The sequence below is a fragment of the Bacillus sp. sid0103 genome, assembly GCF_019219025.1.
On record NZ_JAHUWN010000004.1, the window covers coordinates 19,246 to 41,463 of the forward strand.

General features: G+C 39.1%; 20 protein-coding genes and 3 pseudogenes. 5 read left to right on the plus strand and 18 right to left on the minus strand.

The window, feature by feature from the left end; all coding sequences use genetic code 11:
- Positions 1-60: 60 nt before the first annotated feature.
- Positions 61-405 (plus strand): annotated as a pseudogene (locus tag KW850_RS05770) (IS4 family transposase); the annotation flags it as partial.
- Between the two features lie 256 nt (positions 406-661).
- On the opposite strand, the gene KW850_RS05775 reads toward KW850_RS05770, so the two are convergent.
- Positions 662-2,569 carry a 3'-5' exonuclease gene (locus KW850_RS05775; protein WP_218346633.1) on the minus strand — a complete coding sequence of 636 codons (1,908 nt, stop codon included), beginning with the start codon at positions 2,567-2,569 and terminating at the stop codon, positions 662-664.
- 226 nt (positions 2,570-2,795) lie between these two features.
- Here KW850_RS05775 and KW850_RS05780 point away from each other — a divergent pair, with 226 nt between their 5' ends.
- Together KW850_RS05780 and KW850_RS05785 are read left to right on the plus strand one after the other, a co-directional pair.
- On the plus strand, positions 2,796-3,182 hold the full coding sequence (locus tag KW850_RS05780; RefSeq protein WP_308128759.1) for an ABC transporter ATP-binding protein: 387 nt from the start codon (positions 2,796-2,798) through the stop codon (positions 3,180-3,182).
- Between the two features lie 31 nt (positions 3,183-3,213).
- Positions 3,214-3,516, plus strand: a complete 303-nt coding sequence (locus tag KW850_RS05785) for a hypothetical protein (RefSeq protein WP_218346635.1) — start codon at positions 3,214-3,216, stop codon at positions 3,514-3,516.
- A gap of 145 nt (positions 3,517-3,661) precedes the next feature.
- Here KW850_RS05785 and KW850_RS33170 read toward each other — a convergent pair.
- The 7 genes and pseudogenes from KW850_RS33170 to KW850_RS05830 form a co-directional block, all read right to left on the minus strand.
- Positions 3,662-4,351 (minus strand): annotated as a pseudogene (locus KW850_RS33170) (hypothetical protein); the annotation flags it as partial.
- Positions 4,342-4,734 carry an HD domain-containing protein gene (locus tag KW850_RS05800; protein ID WP_218346638.1) on the minus strand — a complete coding sequence of 131 codons (393 nt, stop codon included), beginning with the start codon at positions 4,732-4,734 and terminating at the stop codon, positions 4,342-4,344. The pseudogene KW850_RS33170 and the gene KW850_RS05800, both read right to left, overlap by 10 nt.
- A 31-nt stretch (positions 4,735-4,765) precedes the next feature.
- Positions 4,766-7,534 carry an AAA domain-containing protein gene (locus KW850_RS05805; protein WP_218346639.1) on the minus strand — a complete coding sequence of 923 codons (2,769 nt, stop codon included), beginning with the start codon at positions 7,532-7,534 and terminating at the stop codon, positions 4,766-4,768.
- Positions 7,535-7,780: 246 nt separating this feature from the next.
- On the minus strand, positions 7,781-7,930 hold the full coding sequence (locus KW850_RS05810; RefSeq protein ID WP_218346865.1) for a hypothetical protein: 150 nt from the start codon (positions 7,928-7,930) through the stop codon (positions 7,781-7,783).
- Between the two features lie 741 nt (positions 7,931-8,671).
- Positions 8,672-8,968 (minus strand): Ada metal-binding domain-containing protein, encoded by a 297-nt coding sequence (locus KW850_RS05820; protein WP_256358113.1) that lies wholly within the window; start codon positions 8,966-8,968, stop codon positions 8,672-8,674.
- 238 nt (positions 8,969-9,206) lie between these two features.
- A pseudogene (locus tag KW850_RS05825) lies at positions 9,207-9,668 on the minus strand (phage tail protein).
- Positions 9,669-9,680: 12 nt separating this feature from the next.
- Positions 9,681-10,160: a GyrI-like domain-containing protein gene (locus KW850_RS05830; RefSeq protein WP_218346641.1), complete on the minus strand. Its 480-nt coding sequence runs from the start codon at positions 10,158-10,160 to the stop codon at positions 9,681-9,683.
- Between the two features lie 111 nt (positions 10,161-10,271).
- On the opposite strand from KW850_RS05830, the gene KW850_RS05835 reads away from it, so the two are divergent.
- Positions 10,272-10,916, plus strand: coding sequence for a helix-turn-helix transcriptional regulator (locus KW850_RS05835; protein ID WP_218346642.1), 645 nt, complete (start codon positions 10,272-10,274; stop codon positions 10,914-10,916).
- A gap of 203 nt (positions 10,917-11,119) precedes the next feature.
- On the opposite strand, the gene KW850_RS05840 is transcribed toward KW850_RS05835, so the two are convergent.
- The 3 genes from KW850_RS05840 to KW850_RS05850 form a co-directional block, all read right to left on the minus strand.
- On the minus strand, positions 11,120-12,244 hold the full coding sequence (locus tag KW850_RS05840) for an NADH:flavin oxidoreductase (RefSeq protein WP_218346643.1): 1,125 nt from the start codon (positions 12,242-12,244) through the stop codon (positions 11,120-11,122).
- Positions 12,245-12,641: 397 nt separating this feature from the next.
- Positions 12,642-13,196 carry a hypothetical protein gene (locus tag KW850_RS05845; protein ID WP_218346644.1) on the minus strand — a complete coding sequence of 185 codons (555 nt, stop codon included), beginning with the start codon at positions 13,194-13,196 and terminating at the stop codon, positions 12,642-12,644.
- 229 nt (positions 13,197-13,425) lie between these two features.
- Entirely contained in the window at positions 13,426-14,691 is a 1,266-nt protein-coding gene (locus tag KW850_RS05850) for an MFS transporter (protein WP_308128763.1), read from the minus strand.
- A gap of 314 nt (positions 14,692-15,005) precedes the next feature.
- Between KW850_RS05850 and KW850_RS05855 the strand changes: the two genes are divergently transcribed.
- Complete coding sequence (locus KW850_RS05855) at positions 15,006-15,386, plus strand: YkvA family protein (RefSeq protein WP_218346646.1); 381 nt, start codon at positions 15,006-15,008, stop codon at positions 15,384-15,386.
- A 69-nt stretch (positions 15,387-15,455) separates the two neighbouring features.
- On the opposite strand, the gene pqqE is transcribed toward KW850_RS05855, so the two are convergent.
- The 7 genes from pqqE to KW850_RS05890 form a co-directional block, all read right to left on the minus strand.
- Positions 15,456-16,598: a pyrroloquinoline quinone biosynthesis protein PqqE gene (gene pqqE / locus KW850_RS05860; protein WP_218346647.1), complete on the minus strand. Its 1,143-nt coding sequence runs from the start codon at positions 16,596-16,598 to the stop codon at positions 15,456-15,458.
- Positions 16,570-16,914 (minus strand): pyrroloquinoline quinone biosynthesis peptide chaperone PqqD, encoded by a 345-nt coding sequence (gene pqqD / locus KW850_RS05865; RefSeq protein ID WP_218346648.1) that lies wholly within the window; start codon positions 16,912-16,914, stop codon positions 16,570-16,572. The genes pqqE and pqqD overlap by 29 nt, the downstream gene beginning before the upstream one ends.
- A gap of 47 nt (positions 16,915-16,961) precedes the next feature.
- Positions 16,962-17,702 (minus strand): pyrroloquinoline-quinone synthase PqqC, encoded by a 741-nt coding sequence (gene pqqC, locus KW850_RS05870; protein ID WP_218346649.1) that lies wholly within the window; start codon positions 17,700-17,702, stop codon positions 16,962-16,964.
- 5 nt (positions 17,703-17,707) lie between these two features.
- Entirely contained in the window at positions 17,708-18,640 is a 933-nt protein-coding gene (gene pqqB, locus KW850_RS05875) for a pyrroloquinoline quinone biosynthesis protein PqqB (RefSeq protein ID WP_218346850.1), read from the minus strand.
- On the minus strand, positions 18,622-18,876 hold the full coding sequence (locus KW850_RS05880) for a hypothetical protein (protein ID WP_186328624.1): 255 nt from the start codon (positions 18,874-18,876) through the stop codon (positions 18,622-18,624). The genes pqqB and KW850_RS05880 overlap by 19 nt, the downstream gene beginning before the upstream one ends.
- A gap of 539 nt (positions 18,877-19,415) precedes the next feature.
- Entirely contained in the window at positions 19,416-19,880 is a 465-nt protein-coding gene (locus KW850_RS05885) for a hypothetical protein (RefSeq protein WP_218346650.1), read from the minus strand.
- A 120-nt stretch (positions 19,881-20,000) separates the two neighbouring features.
- The gene (locus tag KW850_RS05890) at positions 20,001-21,929 is read right to left on the minus strand and encodes an outer membrane protein assembly factor BamB family protein (protein WP_256358124.1); all 1,929 of its coding nucleotides are present in this window, start codon (positions 21,927-21,929) and stop codon (positions 20,001-20,003) included.
- Positions 21,930-22,218 lie beyond the last annotated feature (289 nt).

Here is a 22,218-nt window from a genome sequence, read left to right on the forward strand (position 1 = left end):
TTTGGTATAGTGTGATTGACTAGAATACACTATCAACAGAAGAGGTGCCTCCTATATGAGACTAAATCACTTTTAAACCTTCAAAAAGAGTTCCAAAGTCGTTCCTATGATGGGCTGATTAGCCATACCACTATTGTGTTTGCTCGTTTTATTGTGCTGTCGTGGCAAAATCGTTGTAATACCGATCAACGCACAATAGGAGGTCTGTTTTACGAATTATGTGATAAAGTAAATGAACTTGATTGGGCTGTTGCATTACAACAGTTGATTGAGCTTCTTAAAGACGCACTAAAACAGACGAATAAGAAAATCAAAAAATTAATTCAAAGTTAACTTGAGCAGTGGATCTCTGTCCTTCCTAGTTATATCAAGGCCTATTTGCCGATTTCACTCTGCGAAAGTTGAGTTAATAACTAAATTTTCCTATATTGTAATAAAGCATTAGGTTTACCTGAGTCACGGTCATTTGGTGGAAGTGGATAGAGCTGACATAGTTGCAGGTTATGTAGGGCAAACGGCAATTAAGACGGTATGAAGACATGGTATTCATTCCTCCTAAAACACCATCAACATTAAATAAAGAGTCTTTATAATAAACTGAGACTAAACAGATACGTTCACTTACCAATTCCTGGGGGATAACAATGTAGATCTTACTATTCTATTTTATCTTTACAAACCCACTTTTCTTCTGGTTCCTCTCGAGTAAAATCCGATCCAAATAGTGTGTAAATTCGGATTCACCGGAATAAGACAAGCAAAGATATTCCTTCGCCCTTGTCATTCCGATGTAGAATAAAGAAACCTCTCTTTCCTTATCCTCTTCAAGGGGAAATGGCATGGAATCCACATTGACAATAAACACGGCTTGGAAGTCGAGTCCCTTACTGCTATCAATGGTACTTATTTTGATCTTTCCATCTTCTTTTTGAAAAGATCGCTTGGACACGTCATTCTCGGTAATCCAGTAGTTAGGCAATCCCAACTCAGCTAATGAACGTTTAATAATATCCACAATCGGATATTTATGTGTCCGCTTTACTCTGTAAAGGATTAACATTTCTTCTAGCGGTACTTTCCTCTCTTCATGGAGCCTTTTCATTTGCCTCGCAACCATTCTCATTTCATCAAAGAAATTGGCTGCTCGAATGATACCAGGCTCTGGCCCTTTCCGTTTTGTGCTTTGCGGAGCAATGATTTCACCTTCAATACTACGATTTACGACCTTATTTTTAAACATCGAATGCTCACGATAAAATTCCCAGGCAAACTTAACGATTTGGGCAGTATTTCGATAGTTGATAGACAATACCTTTGACCGACCTTGAAAAGATAAACCGGTATCCTGCAAATATGATCGTTTTCGTCTATAAATCGTTTGTGCTCGATCTTCTACCAATAAGAGGGACTGGGTATCCGTATTGATTAGCAAGCTGACTAGACGGAGCCAATCCGCGTCAAAATCCTGCCCTTCATCTATCAATATCGCATCATAGGATGGAAGAATGGTTTCTTTCCTATCGATTTTATCGATGATTTCTGAGAGATTCTGCTCGCTTATCTTTAGATCATTCTTAAGCCAAGCATGAAAGTTCCGAACGATTATGTTTTGATTTTGTACAGCCTTGATCGTTGGATCAAAATCAAATAGATCCTCAGGTTCATTCAGCATATGATTAATCATTTGTTGGATCGCATTGGCCAACGAAATATTATAACAAAGGATAAGAATTTTCCAATCAGGATTTTGTTTTGACAACATTTTCGCTCGACTGGCCAATATTATCGTCTTCCCGCTTCCTGCAACGCCTCGGATTAACCGGTTCTTATCACCGATCTGTTTCGCTAAATTCTCCTGATGAAGGTCCATTGTCTTAATATCATGAAGTGACAGTAATAGCTGATCTTGGTAAGGAACAGGTGCCTTAAATTCGGCGCTAATGCGAACCTCAGGAAATAAATGATAGCGAATAGCATTAATGTCTCCGATGGAAAGTGGTTCCTTTAAACGATATGGAATAACAAACATATTCATAATTTTTTCCATCAAGATTTCTTCCGAAAAGCTCTCCTTTTCAGAATCGATTTCATCTCTTGTTAAGCAAAGGTTTGGTTCAATAACCGAGTAAAGCCCATCTTTAATAAAGTCCTTCGTATACAATCTCGTAAAGACGACACCGTGTCCATAAGGGAACTTCAATTTCAATTTATGTTTTCCATCTGTCTCTATTAGATTTTTATCCCTTTTCAGGACATCTGCTATCTTAAACATGTAGTCTCTCGCCTGATTCATGGGGTTGGGGATAATGGTTTGATCACCATTGGCTGCCACGATATGCCATTCTTCATGATTAATTTGCAAGAGTGTATTTCTGGTATAATCCTTCACTTCCAACACAACCATTCCAAGGTCAGGACCAATAATCACAAAATCTGGTTTCCTACCTTGAATTTCCGGTTCAAAATAAACAATATAATCATCTGGCAGATAGGTTTTTAAAGTTCGGAAAAATAACCGCTCACCCGTTGTGGCAGTGGACCTAATCGTTTCAGGTATAGTAATAGCCATAATAACCGCTCCAAAAGTTGCATTTTCCTTCATTATACTACAATTAGTGCAATCGACCTAAATTTTTACATAAATCTTCTATAATTGTAAAACCCCCCTATTATTTTAACAATTATCTACTAAAATACACAAAATTCCCCAAAGGCATTGTTTTTTCAATTTATTCATTTAATAATAGAAATGATAAAATTTACCTACATAGAACACGAGATTGAAAGAAAGTGGAGTGGATACCTTGTTTAAAGGAATTCTTGAAAAATTATTTAATACAAACCAACATACAAAACAAGTAGAGGTCCAAGCGATCAGCCAAGCTGAAGTTGAGGCGTTAGTAGAGGCAAAAATTAGGGAGCATGCGGCAACATTACAAACTACTACAAATGATCAATCGATCCAGAATCAATCCACTAATCAGGAAGATTACACCCTAACCCAAAAGCAAATTGAATATGCGCTCTCTATACTGGAAAAGATCAAGCCGGAATTCGAACTAGCGATCGATCCAGCTCAATTGACTATTAAGGATTTAAATAGATTAATTGCTTATAATCGTTATAAAAATAAAGGGACACTTGTTAATCTAATGAAAAAAGAAGTACTGAGGAAAACGTAGGAAGCTAATAAATACGGTATAGGAGACCAACATGGAGAGAAAAAGACCAATATTACAAAACAAATCGGAAATACCGGTAAACATTTATAAAGGGGAAGATCTACTAGCGGAATGTCCATCCATTCAAGAGGCAGCAAGATTTTTCAAGAATCATACTGGTGCTAAACGCTTTAACTGGTCGGCTATAAATAACGGAATTTGGTTTGATGAACCCTATTCCATAAATGGTGCAACCTATTATTTCTTAACCGATCCAGCGGCTGTTAAGAAGAAACTAGATAACTTGAAGTCAAAACAGAACGAACAAATAGAATTCAATACAAACACAATTTGAAAGATTTATTTGTTCTTCCAATAATTAGAGCTGCCTTCTATTCGGGCAGCTCTTTTAAAGTATACTTTAATATTGTTGACACTTTTTACCCTATTACATTCTCTTAAATCGGTTGTTCAAAAATACTAAGTTAAACTTCCTCAAATTATTGAACAAGGAAATTCTTACCTTTCCGTTCAAAATGATAATGTAGGCGGTATTCACATATTTCTTTTGTCCAGTTAAAGAGAGATATTTCTTCTTCTTTTGCTACTTCAAGGTTTAACATAAATGTATCTTGTTCATATGTAATTAACCCTTTTGAGCTGCCACTCCATTTTGTCATCGGCATTGAAGCAATCAGTTTGCTAACCCCGCTTTCATCATAATCCCATAATTTTTTGGCACCTTTATCGGAGAAATCAATTCTTTTCCGATGTTCTTTTTCCATTAGGTATTGATGAAAGAAAGGTGCTACTTCGATAGAGGAAATGGGATGATACCAATTCGAGACTCCCTGCTCCAACATAGCCATTAATACCACCATTTTATAACTTTTGGCCATACCCGTTTTTTCTACTTCAACGAACCAATTTTCATATCGATCATAAACTTCTATCTACTGATCTGTTAATTCCTCTGCCCATTTAAGAAATCCAAAGTACGAACTAAATTCCTGTCTGTATTGTGGAGAATCTGATGCACCCTTTAAATGTAATTCCAAATACGATGGTCTTCCACCAAGATCTCTTTTTAAATCCATGTAATCATTAATCAACTTCTCCCTTCGCGGGTGGCGTTTCCGGGACATTTCTTTGAGAAGGTTAATTACATTTACATCTAAATTTAGGTCACACGGTCTTCCTTAATGGATTGCAGATTATGTAATTTATCAGCAGTGATGACTTGTATTTCCTCTATTGATAATTCTTTTAGCATATCGATGGTATGTTGTTTTCTTTCATACCAAGGGAGGGTTTTATCAGGTTCAGAAGCAGCTCTTACTAAATCCGCAATATGCTCTCCAAAATTCTCTACTAAAGTTTCATAATTTGTATCGGTATCTTCAAGAGTATCATGAAGGATAACTGCAGCGATGACAGAATCTGAACACTTCTCCTTTTGCAAAAGCATCCCCACCGCAAAAGGATGAGAGATATAGGGAATATCTGTTGATTTCCTCGTCTGATTTCGATGTGCGATAGAAGCAAAATTTATTGATTTTTGAACGATATTCATCTGGATTTCCTCCTTGTGATTTCCACTTTTATTAAGTTTTATTTAATATTGATTCGGCAACCTCTGATTTTATTTTAAAGATATCATTCAACGTTTCCCTCAAGCGTTCCTCTTCCCTGCTCTCAGTAGTTTTCATTCTGAGGATAGGAATCCCATACTTTCGTAAAATTTCATCCTTCATTTTATCACGTTTTAACTGGTTAGGATTGTCGGCGTGGTAGGCATGTCCATCTACTTCAACAACCAAGACAGGCATTTTGTCCAGTTTATTAAAAATAACAAAATCAGTGTGCGTTAAAATGTTCATGGCATATCGGTGTTCGTCCTCCGTTAGCTTTACCGGATCTTTTATCAGCATACGTAATGGCTGATGCAGTAACCAGTCAAGACTTTGGAATTCTGGTAAACTCAACACCTTTTCAATTACAGTATTCATGAGATTTTCCGATTTATAATCCGAAACCTTTTTACTTTTTTTCAACACGTCAAGTAATTTGTCAGAATAGCTGTTGTAAAGCAGGTCAAAAACGGAGTATATTTGGCTCTCGATGATCCCAAAATTATTATATTGAATATATCTTACCAAATCGCCAATATTCGTTCCTTTCCATCTCTCGCTGCCATCAGATACAACCACAATCAAATTACGAACGGCACGTGAAACCGCCACATTGATTAGATTGGAATTGTCAGCAAAGTCATTCGGTTCATTATAATTCACTACCGTAGTAAGGATAATGACGTCTCTCTCTCTTCCTTGAAATTTATGAACGGTGTCTGCATCTATTTTTCGAGTTCCAATCGTCTTTTGTAGTACATCCGTCTGTAAACGGTATGGTGAGATAATCCCTACCGTTTCATTTTCTTCATTTATTTTTTGGTCAGGGATAATTTCGTTAAAAACCACGTCAATTTGACGCTGATTCATCCTTCCCCTTGCATGATTCCCTTTGGCTGTCTTGTACAAAACAAGTGAATGATCATTATCCTGTTCTTTTGTTAATATAATCAGCTCATTATTATAAAACTTTTGATTACAAAATCCGACGATTTTCGGATGACAGCGATAATGCTCTCTTAAGAGTGTTTTAGGAATCGTCTTATATAAGCTCAAGAAAGAAGACAATAAACTATGGTCTTCAAAATTGTAGGCCTCAGCCATTCCAAAAGACTCAATAATTCTCCTCGTTTGATTGGCAACATCGCTCGAAACAACATTCGGGAGCTGTTTAACATCGCCAACAATCACTGCATTTTTAGCGCAAGATAAGGCTAGAGCACCTGTAACTATGTCCACCTGCGATGCCTCATCAATAATGATGTAATCAAAGAGATAGTTTTGGGCTGTACTGTTTCGCAAAGAATGAGTCGTACTTAGAGTAACCGGATACTCATTAATAAAAGACTTATTAAGATTGTCCTTCCACAATGCATCACCTGTAAATATTGGCCTGCTTCCACCCCTGTACTTTTCAGCCAGTTTTGCCTTATATAAGCCCATTGAACGACGGCTATATTCCTTCATTTCTTGTTCAAAGCTATAGTTTTCAAGCCTAATTGAAATTGATTCGATTTGCGAGTTTAACTCGTCCATTTTTTTCTCGTAAAAAGACTTTTGTAAAAAAGAAACCACTTGATCCGGTGGAATTTTATAGAGCTTTAAGTTATAGATTCCATAAACAAATAAATTATAGATTTTATTCTTGAATGTGATCTTACCTTTGTTCAGATTTTGTTTGAATTCTAATAGAATCCTTAAAATCTTTTCAGAACTTAATTTTAAGAAAGACTTTAGATATAAAGGTTTAAACTTTGATTGCTCATAATACCGCATAAAATATTCATATTCCGTTTGAAAATTTGATAGTTCCTGCTTAAGAATAGCAAGCTTATTTTGATACTCGAGCATTTCATCTAATTTTCTTTGCGATGCAACTAATTCAGCTTGAATCGATTTATATTCTGAAAGCGGTAAAGTCCACTCACTCATAGTAGGATATGTATTTTTCTGATTAGCAAAGAAAATAGCTTTGTTTTGATTGTTGCCAAGATAAGCTACAATAAAATCAACGTCGTACTTTTGAAGTTTTTCAAGGACATTAGCTGTAGCAGAATTATTATTACTGACAACCGCAACAGTCTTATCATTCATCACCGCATTCGCGATAATGTTCAGGATTGTCTGGGTTTTTCCAGTCCCCGGAGGTCCCTCAATGATACTAACCTGGTTTATTAAGGCCTTTTCCGTTGCTGATTTTTGGCTGATATTAAATCCAAAAGGATAGAAAGTCTTAACTTGTTTATTTTCACCATCAAAAGGGATCCCGGATAAATAAGCAGCTAAAACACTGCGGGGACTAATCATGGAAATCTTTTCATACTGCTTACTGAGAAAACTATTGTCCTTTTCATCCTTTATACTCACGTATCTGGCTAAAGTTTTTAGATAATCAAACGTACCACGTGCTGAATTATTAGATAAACAGGTTTCCTCGATTACAAGACTGGATCGCTTATAGATCTTTTTATATCCATTTTTAAATACAAGTTTTATATAATCACCAAAATTAAGGATTTTGGTCATTCCTGTTATTGAGTGATTATTTTCGTAAATCAAAATAGTTTTAGGATCCATCAGTTTTGGGTCTTTAAGCCAAATAATATTTTCATAATTATATGGATAAACTGTATTTCCATTCAGGAACTTTACGTGCCATTTATCCTTAACATTTTTACAAAAGTCAATTTCTACAGTTTTATCTATGTCATTAGCAAGAATAAGATTATTTCCCTCGTCCATAATGTCCTCCCTGCCTAAATAAGTGACTATTTTCCTACTAAATAATACCATAATTATCCCATCCTAAGGGATATTGGATTAGTCCTCCAGTGAAATAAAGCATAAACGCACCGGGGCGCTGACTCCAAAAACTCCAAATTTTGTTGAAGTGGTCCATTAAACGGTTACTAGGTACAGCAACAAAAAAAATAATCCCCCATCTTCCTTGATTCGGAACAAACGAGGGATCATTAACTAATATTCTTTTTAGACATAAAATACCTCTCTTTCTTTTTCATTTAAATTCTCTCTAATTGCCTCTTCCCACCACCGATGGCCATCTGGAATACGATTTTTCATAAGATCTAACCGTTCATTCACATGCTTTGCCTTGATTAACGTTTCTTCCTCCTCCAAATTCCACAACAGATTTCATAGATATCATCAAAGTGAGCGAGTGACATTTCCAGCACCTTCTTTCATAGTTTTGAGAAATTATTGAATCTTTGCCCTCCTTCCTTACTTTAATTATATGATGGATATAGCAATAAATTATTTTAAAATTTGTCAATATTTTGAATTTAGACACTCCTTCTCACAGCTACGTCCTTTACAAAATTGAAGTAGGAGTCTTCTGTCGGAGAACGATAAAAAATGAGTTCCAAACCCATTAATAAGGAATCTGGAACTCATAATTTTATAGTTTATAAATCAGAAACAATGATATAAGATAAACGAACAGGTCCATCTACTCCCCATATCTTGTTTAACTCAATGTCAGAGGAACTACTTGAACCACCCTCTATTTGATAGAGAGTGCTGCTATATGAATTGTTGTATTTGTTTACTTTAATATTCTCCTTTATATATAACCAACTGTAGTTACATTCTTAAAATCAACGATAAAGGACATTTCCATCCCTCTTTATTCCCTGACAGCTGGTATCCACATTTAACCACTACAAAACCATTCCAAAGCCTAATGACTCTTATGTTTATAGAAACACTTTGAATTGATTAAAGGATCCTTTTTGGGATCTTTTTTTCGATTTATGTTTGGAAATACAGAAAAACAAAAGAGCTTGGAAAAGGTTCAAGCTCTTAGTCTAGATTATGTTTTTTCTTCCTCTTCAATCCCTCAATCCACTAGATTACTTCCTAATTACGCTCTATCTCCAAGGTTTTCCAAATTTTATATTTCTCAGGGAGACATGCAGCACAGGGCCTGAATCCAGCTTTAATCGCGGTTTCCTCATCCGCAAAAAACACCCTTACCTTTATGTCTCCATACTTAGCAAGAGCCCTTAAAGCAGCAGGACAATCCATTGTGCCGTATACTTTTGTTTTGCGATGACCACCGTATGTACCTGGGGTTTCACTTTGATAAAATTTCCGATCCGCACCCATCAATGTATATGTTTTATAAGAACGACCGTTATCTATATTTTCACCCATTCCATTACCTCCAAAAACTTTAATATATTTACTTATACGACAAACAACTACACAATTCCTCTTGAAAAACGGTGACATAGAACTCTTGAATTCTAAAGAACCTTATCCTCCCAAGGAACCAGCCCTATCGCCCCAATTCCGGATAATTTTTCTTCTTGAGGATACAGTAAAAAAAGTAACAGCACCCTCTATCTGATAGAGAGTGCTGTTGCATGTATGGTTGTATTTGATTACTACTTTAATATTCTCCTTTAATGACAAAAAACGAACCCCGAATCGTTCCAGCTAGTTTAGACTTCTGCCTGGCAAACTTAAACTTCCCCTCTAACTCCTTTGGTACCTCCATCCCCTAAGAAAGCTTAAAACCAACTGCCCGCTTCTTTGGGTCATCAATCGTATACATAGCATTGACACTAAGCCCATCCTCATAAAAAACGTAGGCCATTTTGATATTTTCCACTTGAAAAAGCGAGGTTTCTAAAGGTTTGGCCGCAAACTCAATAGCACGTTCTTTTAAAATTTGGTTCACATAATCAAGAGTTTCTTGGCTTTCGCTAGCTGGTTCTACCGTAAATTCATGCTTGTATTTATTCATAAAGTAACGAGCTTCATTCGCACGTAAACCAGCAAGCGCTTCTGCGACTGGTGAAGACTCTAAACCCGCCGTAGATACATTTTTAAAATCAACACGATAGGACATTTCCATCCCTCCTTATTTCCTGACAATAGGAATCCACATTTCACCAAATACCAAACCGCTTCGCTGCCCCATCACAACCGACGTATTGGGCCCGCCAACATAGGCAAAATCCTGTGCTTCTGGCAAAGCTTGACCGAAAGCAATACCAGTAAGCATATTGCTCAACTCTTCCGCATTGTTCCCTTCCCCTTTAACAACTAGATATTCACCTTTAGGAAATTGGATCATTCGAGTTGCCTCTGGCAGCGAAGTCTCTGTCATAACCCCGGCATAATGCATCATCTTGTTATTCACCGCTTCGTTCACAGCAAAAATGTAGTCATTTGTCGCAACAGATTTTAACGTATTAAGCGTGCCATCTTGTTTGACGGCCTGCCAAAAGTCTGATTTTTCTTTGGTTATACCCGCATAGTCCGTGTAATTACTCTTAAGCTCCGTTCCAAAACCTAACACGGTAAAGCTGTCTTTTTCTTCAATAGTATAAATTGTCATATTCAAAACCTTCCTTTTTTTAAAATGGAATCAAATGATTTCTCTTTTCACCTGATGAGTTTATAATAGCGTTAAATCATGTCAAAAAATGATACTGTTTTGGAGGCCACGATGAAAAAAGTTGAACGGATTAATACCATTATGCGTTATATCAACAACCGTGCCCACTTTACCATTACTGAAATTATGCAGGAATTTAACATCTCTCGTTCAACTGCTATACGGGATATCAAAGAAATTGAAGCCATGGGGATGCCGCTAGTCGCTGAAGTTGGAAGGGATGGAGGTTATTTTGTCATGAACAACTCTGTCCTACCCACCGTTCGCTTTACGGATAATGAAATCAGAGCTCTTTTTATAGCCTTTATGGCCACAAGAAATCAACAACTCCCCTATTTAAAGAGTCGACAGTCGTTAGCTGAAAAATTACTTGACCTCATCTCAGAAAACCAGCAAGAAGACCTTGTACTGTTAAATCAAATCTTGCTTTTTGAAGGGACGAATCCCCATAATCCCGACCAGCTTGATTTATCAGACCTTCCCCATCCGATGTTAGAAAAAAAAGTTTCCATTTCCTATACGGACCCTTACCAAACCACGGCGGTTCTAAAGACTTTTATCAATGTAAATAACACAGAAGAAATGGCCGAAATATCCAATTGGTTGCTTTTCCTAGGTGGGGATATCAAGGTCAGGGAAATGCCGGAAGAAGTCTTGAATGATATAAAAGAGAGATTATTCCTATATTCCCCATAATTACTACTAGTTAAAACCACATATAGATGCGTTAGGTGAACCGTGACAAAATCAAGTGAGGTTATCTCTTTAAATAGAAACAGCACCATTCCAATTAGTGTGGATGGTGCTGTTTACATTAGAGGAACATTTCCTCAAGCAAAAAGATCAAAACAGGACTTCCCTTTTGAGGAGGGACACTATTCTATCAAAACTATATGTAATTAAATCAGATATTTCTCGGATTCCTTCGTATAATGCACGCCTTGATTAAGATGGCCATTTTTGAGTTTTATTGCCCATTCTGGATCCGCTAGTATGGCACGACCAATGGCTACATAGTCAAATTCGCCTGCTTTGATTTTTTCATCTACAATTTTGAGATTGTCTTCTATTGTTACATGATCATTATCCTGATTGCTCAGAAATGCACGGTTAATTCCGACGGAACCGACCGCAATCGTTGGTTTATTGGTCATTTGTTTCGTCCAGCCGGCTAAGGTTAATGATGGGTCTTCCTCTTTAAATTCAGGTTCCCAAATTCGTCTGGTCGAGCAGTGGAAAATATCTACACCAGCTTCTACCAATGGGGTAAGCAATTGTTCCAGCTCCTTAGAGTTCTTAGCTAATTTTGCTTGATAATCAGTTCCTTTCCATTGTGAATAACGAAAGACAATTGGAAAATCAGGCCCGACTTCTCTCCGACAAGCCCGAACGATATCTGCTGCGAATTTTGATCGCTCTCCTATATCCCCGCCATACTCATCTATACGTTTGTTCGTTAGTTCCCAAAAAAATTGATCAATTAAGTATCCGTGTGCACCATGCAACTCAATTCCGTCAAAGCCGATACGCTTCGCATTTGCGGCCGCTTCAGCGTAGGCATCAATCATTTCAGCCACTTCGTCTTTCGTTAAAGCCTTTATTTTCTCATTTCTCTGGCCTCTTAACGTAAATCCGGACGGACTGACTGGGGGCGCGTCAATATTTGGTTCACTGCCTGCTTTTCGGGCTGCACCTACATGCCATAATTGTGGAATGATTTTGCCGCCTGCTTTGTGGACTTCCTTCACTACATTTGCCCAGCCATTTAAGGCTTTCTCCCCATAAAATCGGGGAATATTGGGGCTCATAACTGCAGCTGGATGATTAATCGCTGTCCCTTCCGTAATGATGAGCCCAATCCCATTCTCGGCACGTTTTCGGTAATATTGTGCAACATTTTCTCCCGGGATCCCTTCCGGCGAAAACATTCTTGTCATTGGGGCCATCACTAACCGGCTAGCTAACCTTTCATTTCCAAATGGTACAGATTGTAACAAAGTATGACCTGCAAACTTTTGATCCAAGGCGAGCACTTCCTTTTTATTTATTCGTTTTAGCCTGCTCCTTTTATTCTATAATTCTACTTTATAAATATAAACTGATAAGTTCTATGTTTATACTAATATTAAAAACATTGGCGATTTAGCAGGTTATTTATAAAACGACAAACAAACTAGTCGCGGTACTTTTTATCACAGGAATTCCTACCACAAAACAAAATAGAGTGCAAGGAAACCCACATTATTGGGTGTTAGTAAGCACTCTGTATAAAATTCTAATATTTTTTTCTTACTTTCTCTTTTACAGATTCCTTCTTCAATAATTCCTTCACTTTCTGAAAATAGAGAAATGTTAGTTCACCGCTCTTTGTAATCTCGAATTCAATTCAATACGTAACAATTTAATAGCATTTTGGACTTCCTAGTCTAATAGCATTTTATTTTCGTATTCGGAGGCAAGTGCTTGGGCGTAGTCGCTGAAGATAGTTTTACTGCGGGATGGTCCCATGTCGATGTCAGCGTAGTTGGAGAAGATGAGTTTTCTTAGTTCGTTGGCATTGTACTTAATTTGCTGTTGTTTGAGTTTAGTTTGTTCGGCTTGGTTGGATTTTTTATAGGCTTCGCTTTCAATATAATTGGTTAGATTAGGAGGTGGAACAGGTTTGTTATTGGCTGTACCAGGTTTTAGTTTACTTCCTAAGAAGACCTGGATTTCTCCTTCATCCTTGCCAACGGTATCAAAAAGAGAGAAGGAGGCGGTCTTGTCTTGGTCTTCTTTTGTGGCTATGGTTAGATGTTCTTTTAATATGGACATCACAGCTTTACTATCCTCATCATCATAATTAAAAACCATATAAAGGACTGTGCTTGTATCGACTAACGGCTTCATTGCCCCAAAGAGTTCAGCTGACTGAAAAATTTGTCTTAGTACGTTTTTCACATTATGTCGGCTGGGCTCAATTAGAAAATAACTCATTTGATTCGTTCCGGTGAACCTTATCAGGTTTTTGCAAACCAATATAATAGGATCATATTCAATTTCAATCTGTGACTTACTATTATTATGAATTTAATATTACTGGAACTTCCAATAACCATCCAACTGCTTTCCTTCAAGTGCTTGCAGCAACCAATCTTGATTATCATTATCCACGTTTTTGTTGAAAATGTTTACCTTAAAATTCCTCAATCCTATAACCCTAACATTACCCCGATGAAGCATGGGATTTCATTCGAATTTCGTAGGAGCTGAAGACTTTTCCATATAAATAAGCAAAACTGAATTGTAAACCAGAAGCTATGTAGAAAGGCAGGGCCAGTGAACCAAATCCAAAAAGATAGCCGGTAAAATACGGTCCAATCGAGATGGGCAGCCTGATTGAAAAGATATTGATGCTTGATGCGAAACCACGGCGCATGTCACGAGTCAAACTCACACTCAACGCTTGCTGTGCCCCTTGTGTACCTCTGTTTAAAGCCGTTCGTATGATATACAAGACAGAAACAAGTGCATAGGACGATAGTAAGGGCATCAAAATCAAAAGCAGGCTTGCAATAAAACGAACCAGCACAATGGACCTTATTGTCCCGTGTTTGTTGGATAATCTTGCTTGTAAGACCGAGGTAACACCTGTCGCAAAAAAAGTGACAGCCAATGTGCTTCCAATCTGTATACTGCTTACCCCGAATTTAGCCGAAAACCAATACGACATCATGGGTCCCGTAAGCCCAATGGCAATCCCGTTAAGTATGTTAATGGCTGCGAGCTTAAAGACCGCAGAATTTTCTTCGCGCAGGATTCTCTTTTCTTGATTCCCTGACTCCTCTTTTATATATCCTGGTTGATTATCAATTTTTCCTTCCTGAATGGTTAAAATGATTGACGCTGTCACAAAGGATAAAACGAAGATAAAGAAGAATATAGGGCGATAGAAAGTGTCTCCTTTAAGATTATGATTCCATAAGGCCGTGATCCCCGCCAGCACTGCACCTGCCGCCATTCCGAAAAAGCTAAGAGCATTATTCAGACTATATACCTTTCCACGCTCTTTTTTTGGGATAAAGGCCGCCAGCCAAGCCTGCTCCGCCGGGGCACAAGGACTGGGAGAACCGGCGTCCGCTTTCCCAAAACCTGAAAGTGTGATTGCAATAAATAACAAAATAGTATTTGTAGATAATATCCCAATCAACGCACATCCGGCAATTAATAGTTCAGAAAAAAGGATAAAGGGTTTTCTCCCCAGTCGATCGCTATAAATACCTATGACTGGGGCTAGTCCTACACCAAGCAAACCTCCGGCAGCAAGCACACTTCCAATCGCCGCTGTGCTCCAACCCAGTGCAGCGAGGTATAGAGACAAATCAACAACTAGCATGCCTTGTCCAATACTTCGAATAGCATTGACCAGCATAAGTTTTTTGGCCGCCGGATGAATTTTTCCGGCTCCTTCTTCATCGTTCTTACCAAACACAAACTTCAACTTTATCACTTCTTTTCTATTTTTCTTACATCATTTTAAATAATTACGTGGGGATATCGGTAAACCATTGTTTATTTACTCTACTTAAAAGAGTTCCAAATTCTCCTGTCATTTATTCACATCCATTACGGTTTACCTATAAAGGAAACATCACAATGGGTGCATTATGTCTTTAGAAAAAAAAAACCAAATAGCGGATACGCATAAGTTGTTTAAAATGGTGATGTTCGAAGCAAAATAATCCGAAAGGATCTGGCTGAACGATGAAAAACGAGGATAGTTTATTAGAGAGGGAAGGAAGCGACATGGTTAAGCATCTAAACAAATGGAAGGAATTCATACAAAATATTAAACAAAATATCTATATTGTGTATCTTGCATACCGTTATCCGAAAACACCATGGTATGCTAAAGCATTTTCATTATTGATTGTTGCCTATGCGTTAAGCCCCATAGACCTTATTCCAGATTTCATTCCAGTATTAGGTTATTTGGATGAAGTTATTCTGCTTCCCTTGGGGATATTAGGAGTGTTCACCCTGATACCTAATCAAGTATTGCAAGAATGCAGGGTGATGGCCTCCCGAACGCCTAAAATGCTGCGGAAAAATTGGGCAGCAGCGATTGTTATTCTCCTCGTTTGGATCAGTCTCGCGACCACTGTTCTTTTCAAATGGGTCATATAAAAAAGGTGCAAAGGTTATGTATGGAGTCCCTTAGCACCAAATTTGCAATCACATATTTTTATTAGAGTTTTATGTTTTTTTTGATGCGGGTCTATCTAGCCGAAATCTCCGATAGATGATAGGTGATGACTGTATAATGGGGGTGCAATTAGCGTCTTGTACAGCTTTTTCAATCAGATAATGTTTTGGCGCCCATTGGCAGACTGGATCCGTCGCATAAGCGTCCCCAGTTAAAGCAAAAGCCTGGCAGCGGCACCCACCTCCGTCTTGGTGTCTTAGTTCACACGAAAGGCAGGGTTCTGGCATCCATTCTTCACCGCGGAAATGGTTAAAAGACTCTGATTCATACCAAATATGACTTAGTGACGAATCAAGAACATTTTCAAAGGAAAGACCCTCAATCATCCCGGCTGTCGGGCAAGGAAGGACTGCCCCATTTGGTGCTACCGTTAGGCCAATCGTCCCCCATCCCCCCATACAAGGCTTAGGTGCCTGAGCATAATAATCAGGAATAACCCAAATGATTTCGATTTTTTTCCCAATGCGCGCTTTTGCGGCGTCATAGATTTCACGGGCAGCTTTAATCTGAACACGGCTTGGCAAAAGCTGCTCCCGATTGAGCAAAGCCCAGTTATAATACTGTGTATTCGCCAGTTCCAGACGTTCAGCACCCACCTCCTCGGCGAGTTTAATAATCTCATCCAAATGATCAATATTCATTCGGTGCAATACGACATTTAATGATAAATACAATCCGGCTTTTTTTACCGCTTTGCAAGCTTCCCTTTTCTTGTCAAAAGCCTTAAAACCGCCGATGATGTCCGAAAGCTTTGCTTCGCCTGCCTGAAAGCTCACCTGCACATTTTCCAGTCCGGCATCACAGAGCCGGGCTGCCTTTTCAGTTGTTAATCCAATGCCGCTGGTTATGAGATTGGTATACATCTCTAATTTATTTGCATGGCGGATAAAAACTTCCAAATCGCCTCGCAAAAGTGGTTCTCCACCGGAAAAATGAACTTCTACAACTCCCAGATCAGCCGCCTCAGACAAAACACGGCACCACTCCCCGGTCGATATTTCCATTGCCTTTGATATCATTTCTAAAGGGTTCGAACAATATGGACAATGTAAAGGACAGCGATGAGTTAACTCCGCGACCAAGGAAAATGGGGGGGGAGCCCCATTATTGTTCTTTGTTATCGACTGAACCATGTTTATGGATCACCACCCAACCCTGATCCTCCATCTCCCGGAGAAACTCAGAAATATCTGCTTTCATCGTTTTCAAATCAAGCAGAGCACTTGTATCTGCAGTTTCTGTGTCTGCCTGCAGGGAAGCCCTTATTTTTTCAGTGATGGTGTTCACCGTTTGTCTCCCGTCACATAAAGTAAGTATAGATGCAGCCGTTTCGTTCAAGACCACGACCTTTTCCGGTAACAAAAGAAGATTCTTTTCCCTTACTTTATCAAATTTTAATCGCGCCTTTGCTGCGAGTCTTGGAATACTGTCAGCTAAAATTGACTCCACCACCTTTCATTTATTTTTCGGGTGAGTGATAAAACCATCGTTCATTCTTATAGAGGATATGCATTTTCGATGGCATCAAGCTGTGCCCACAACACATCACACTTGAAACGCAGTGCGGCAACAGCCCGCCTTTGATCTTTCGGAGTTTGGCAATAGGTAGTCACAAGTTTAAGGGCTGTATCGGCATCACGCGGCGCCTGTGAAAGGCGATTTTGAAAATATTCCAGACCTGCACGGTCAATCCATGGATAAAGCCGCTCAAGGATCTTCATTCTCTTTGACATTAAATCAGGAGAAAACAATTCGGTTAGGGAGGAAGCAACGGCTACCATCCACGGTTTTGTCCGCGCGAAGTTTACATAGGCATCAACAGCAAATCGAACACCCGGAACGACTCTGACTTCCTGCGTTACTTCTTCCCGGGATAACCCCACAGCCTCACCAAGCCGAAGCCATGCTTCAATTCCACCTTCTTCCCCTTGCGTTCCGTCATGATCAATGATTCGCCCAATCCATTCACGTCGCATATCCCTTGACGGCAGCCTAGAAAGAATAGCTGCATCTTTAATCGGAACTGATTTTTGATAATAGTACCGGTTAGCCACCCAACCGCGGATCTGTTCTCTGCTTAATTTTCCTTTATGCATCGCTACGTGAAATGGATGTTTGTCATGATAGAAGGAACTTCCAACAGCTTTTAATTGCTCTGTGAATTCATCCCTCGTCCATAATTCTTCCTTTGTATCATTTAACACCCTTTCTAGGCTAAGGAAATCACCTTGATCCAAAATGTTCACACCTCCACTTCCATACCGTCATAGGCAATCTCAAAACCAAGCCGTTCCAATGTATGCCTTTCCATTGAGTCCTTCTTAAGAATAGGGTTGCTGTTGTTAATGTGAATCAGGATTTTCCGCTTGGCTGGGAATATGGCTAACTTTTCAGCAATGCCCGATGGACCACTAATTGGTAAATGTCCCATACTTCTTGCATCGCGCTTGGTTGCACCCATCTCAACCAATTCGGTTTCTGACCAAAAGGTTCCGTCAACCATCAAGATATCCGCCTTCTGAAAGCAAGCTTCTATAGCCGGGGTGATCCTTTCTAAAGTAGGAAAGTAAGCAAGGCATCTGCCGGTACTCTCATTATAAAGAACCAGCCCGACCTCCCATAAAACTTCCGGGTCATTCTCCTCCTTGTTTGACTGGGTATAAAGCGGCGGTTTTTTAGAAACGGGGACCGTCTCGATGATGATGGTTCCTTCTTCTCCTACACCCGGAAGTCCTATCCGCTTGCGATTATCAGGGTGAAGAGACTGCCATTCCCATGAACAATAGTTTTTCAGTATGGGTAACACTGGAAAAAATGACTGCAAACTCTTTCGTACAGTCTCGGTTCCATAGATGGTTAAACAAGAACCCTCCCGTAATGACAATAACCCAATCGTATGGTCGAACTCGGCATCGGTTAAAATAACACCAGCCAGCGGAGTCTCTCTTATACCTGGACCCGGATGCAGGGCAGTAAACGATTCAATCTGCCTGTGAACATCCGGTCCCGCATTAATGAGATACCAATCCTTTTCATTCGCACTTACAGCAAGCGATGATTGTAATAACGGCTGGTGCGAATCGTTTCCTTCGCGGACACTATGGCAATTTGGACATGCACAGTTCCACTGCGGAAAGCCGCCACCAGCCGCTGCTCCTAAGACTCTAATTCGAATTTGGCTTCAGTCCTTTCACTGGAGACTTGAATACCTTCTTTGCCAATATCCCTAGGTTTACCTAATGCCCTTCCAACTTGCCACCCAATCGCTATATTCACTACAGCCATGAGGGGATACAGGAGATAGTCACCCACTGGTTCTGGAAGCAGGAGATCGACGGCCAGCCATCCTCCGGCTGTTGCACACCCAATAATCGCGCCAATCATTGATTTTAGGTAACGCTTTATTTTCATATGCACTACCTCCATTGATTTATAAAACTATTAATTGCATGCGCAAGCGAGCCGTGCTGCTAGCCAATATAGGCATACATTGTCACCTCAGGAGATGTATTGATCACTTTATACTCAGGCTTCACCCACATGTTAGATACCCCCTTTCATGACACCCACACTGAAAATTCTCCCCTGCGCGGGGGTGTCGGATTTTCCCTTTCAAAATAATCTATGTAGATAGATATCTCAAAATAACCAGAATTTTGACCTGAAGATGTCTTAATGTGGTATTGGATTTGGCAATATATTGCAAAAAGGGACAAGAACAAAAAGAAACAACCTAAGTCCGGATGATGATTGAACTCAGGTTGTTTACATCGTTCCCTTGCTTTTTCTGTGACTGTATTAAAAATAACCTGAGCTTATCAAAACTCAGGTTAAAAACATCCATTTTTTACAAATTTATCCAATTAAAAGCGCCATTTATTACTTCAAAAGACTTATCCCGTACGATTTAAGAATGATACGGGATATCTTATAATTTTTCAACATCTATCTCAGTACTGACTGCTCCTTAAATGAAAATTAACTGTCCATTGTCCATTTTGATTCATTATTCCATGTGTGTGAAATGATAATTCAGAATTATCTGATCTGTAATGTTGCAGCTGTGCTATTATCGTTCCTTTATACTCATTATTACTTATTTTCTGAAACGATTCTGATTCCTCACGAACTAACGTATTCCCAATCCAAATATACGGGTTTCCAATCAAACTTTTAGTGTTCGAACTAACTGGTATATTTGAATTTGTGGTTATCGTATAATGCAGCTGAATGTCTTGGCCATGGTTTATTATCGAATAGTCATTGATGGTTAACCTGATTCCGTTATCCTCGGATGAACCTAAGCCATTACTTGACTGAGCATTGGTCAATGTTGGGTAGGCAAATCCAAAGAGTAAGGAAATGCATAAGGCGGCACCAATGAATCGCACGTTATAAATCGGTAATTTCCTCATTTTAACACCATCCTTATTTTTCGTGAATATCTGATGTTTCGCCAATTTATAATTATCCTTTTAAGAAACAATCTGAGTCCGAATAAGGGAATCAGACTCGGATTGTTTCAAGAGTAAAAATCATTTCTTTTTGGATAGCCATTCCGCTAGTGCTTCAGCCTCTGCACCTTTGGCCATACCTGCTGGCATGCGGTCGCCACCATTAAGAATTTTATTCAAAATGTCCTCTTTAGACATAGTTTTACCTATGTGTTGAAGATTTGGTGCTGTTGCGCCTTGAAGATTATCCCCGTGACAGGAAATACAACTTCTTTTGTAAACCTTTTCCGGATCGATAACAACGTCTGCTTCCCCTTGTAATTTTGCATTTTTATTTATAGCTCCAGGTTTTAACTTACCTCCGAGACCATAAACAACAACCTTCGTACCACCAGTAATGACTGCAACATATTCTTTGCCGTCAACAGTATATATGGAAGGTGCCATTTTGATTTGTTTTCCTCCACTTTGCATGCTCCATAATACTTTACCTGTTTTAATATCAAGAGCATTTACCTTTCCATCCAATTCCCCGTAGAAGGCAAGACCGGCAGCCGTACTTGTGAATCCGCCATACATCGGATCGTCCGTTTTATTTTGATATACTTTTTTCCCTGTATTCATATCAATTGCTGTAATGGTACCAGAAACATCAACATCCTTTGGCAAAGGAAGGATCTTTGTTCCTGGAAAGGTATTATTATCTTTTGCAATCTCTTCTGCATCTTTAGCTGCTACCATTAGATTAGGACTATTAATACCTGGAATAAGCACATAGTTGGTGTCAGGGTCATATGTCTGTGGAGCATAGCTTTCTCCACCTGGTGTTCCTGGCCATTGGAGAACTGCTTTACTCTCATCGCTTGGTACGTCCGAATGCTGAATTTTTACAAAAGGTACCCCATCATAAATGGTCTTCCCTGTTTTTGCGTCCCACGCATACCACTTTCCATTCTTACCGCCTTCAACCACAACCTTTTGCTTTTTCCCGTCGACCTTTGCATTGAGAATCATCGGTGTTGCGGCAGCGTCATAATCCCATATATCATGATCAACTTGAGTAGATGACCACTTAAACTTCCCTGTTTTACTATCTAAAGCAGTGATAGAATCGGTATATGGATTTTTTCCTTTTCTATCTGCATCATAAAAGTCCGGAGCTGGATTCCCTACTGCAAAATACATCATATCAGTATCTGGATCAAACGACATCGGTGTCCATACGGAGCCTCCGCCTGTATATTTACCCTTCGCCCAGCCAGTTCCTCTCTCAGGAACGGTCCAAAACGGCTCTTTCCATAGCGGTTCCAGAGTATCTGCTTTAAACGCCCAAACAAAACCTCGTGTACCATTATCACCGCCGCTGCTTCCAACGTAAACGTTCCCATCATAATACATCGGAGCTGAAGATTCATAATATCTGTTTTCTAACTTAATAGTAGGTTCATGATCCCAAAAGTTAACCATTTTTAACAGTTTTCCGTTCTTCGCATCCAGTTTGGCCAGCCGATTATCGATCATCAAGACAAATACATTCCCATTGGCCACTGCGACACCCCTACTCGCCACATTGGACTGCCATGGCAAACCATTAATATGATCAAGTACGTCCTTGGGCGGCGTCCATGCCCAAAGCTTCTTTCCACTTGCGGCATCGATTGCAAACACATGATTTTTCGAACTAGTCACATACATGACCCCGTCGTGGACGACAGGGAAATCTTCTTGTAAATTTGGAATATCCTTATTCCAATCTAAGATATCCTGCTGCCATGCAATCCCCATTTTTGTTACATTCTCTTTTGTTATCTCTTTATAAGGCACATGTCGGGTATGTTGAAGGTCATACCCCCAATTTGGGAATCCTGTCACATCTTCCTGACTTGCCTGGTTGGATTCCTTGGTTTCCTCTTTTTTGTTATTAGCATTATTCTTCTTATTATTTGACTGACAGCCAACTATAACGATACTTGCTAACAAAACTAAACCTAATGACTTTAAATATCGCATCACGAAAATACCCTCCTGACATTATGAAATAATACATCGATTTTTGATGATGAATTTTTCCACTTTCAGTCTTTAAACCTCCTTAAGATATTCAAATTTTTATAAGAACATTGGTATAATTACCTAAGGCACAAAAATTATTCAAATAGTGACTAATTCTTCCTTCCCTCTTTTAGTTTAATTGTACTGTTGGACGACCCATTACTCATTTAGGCATAAAAAAAGGCAAAATGGGTCAGTCCCCCAGTGATGTAAAGCTTCACCGCGCCGGGGGACTGACCCAAAATTC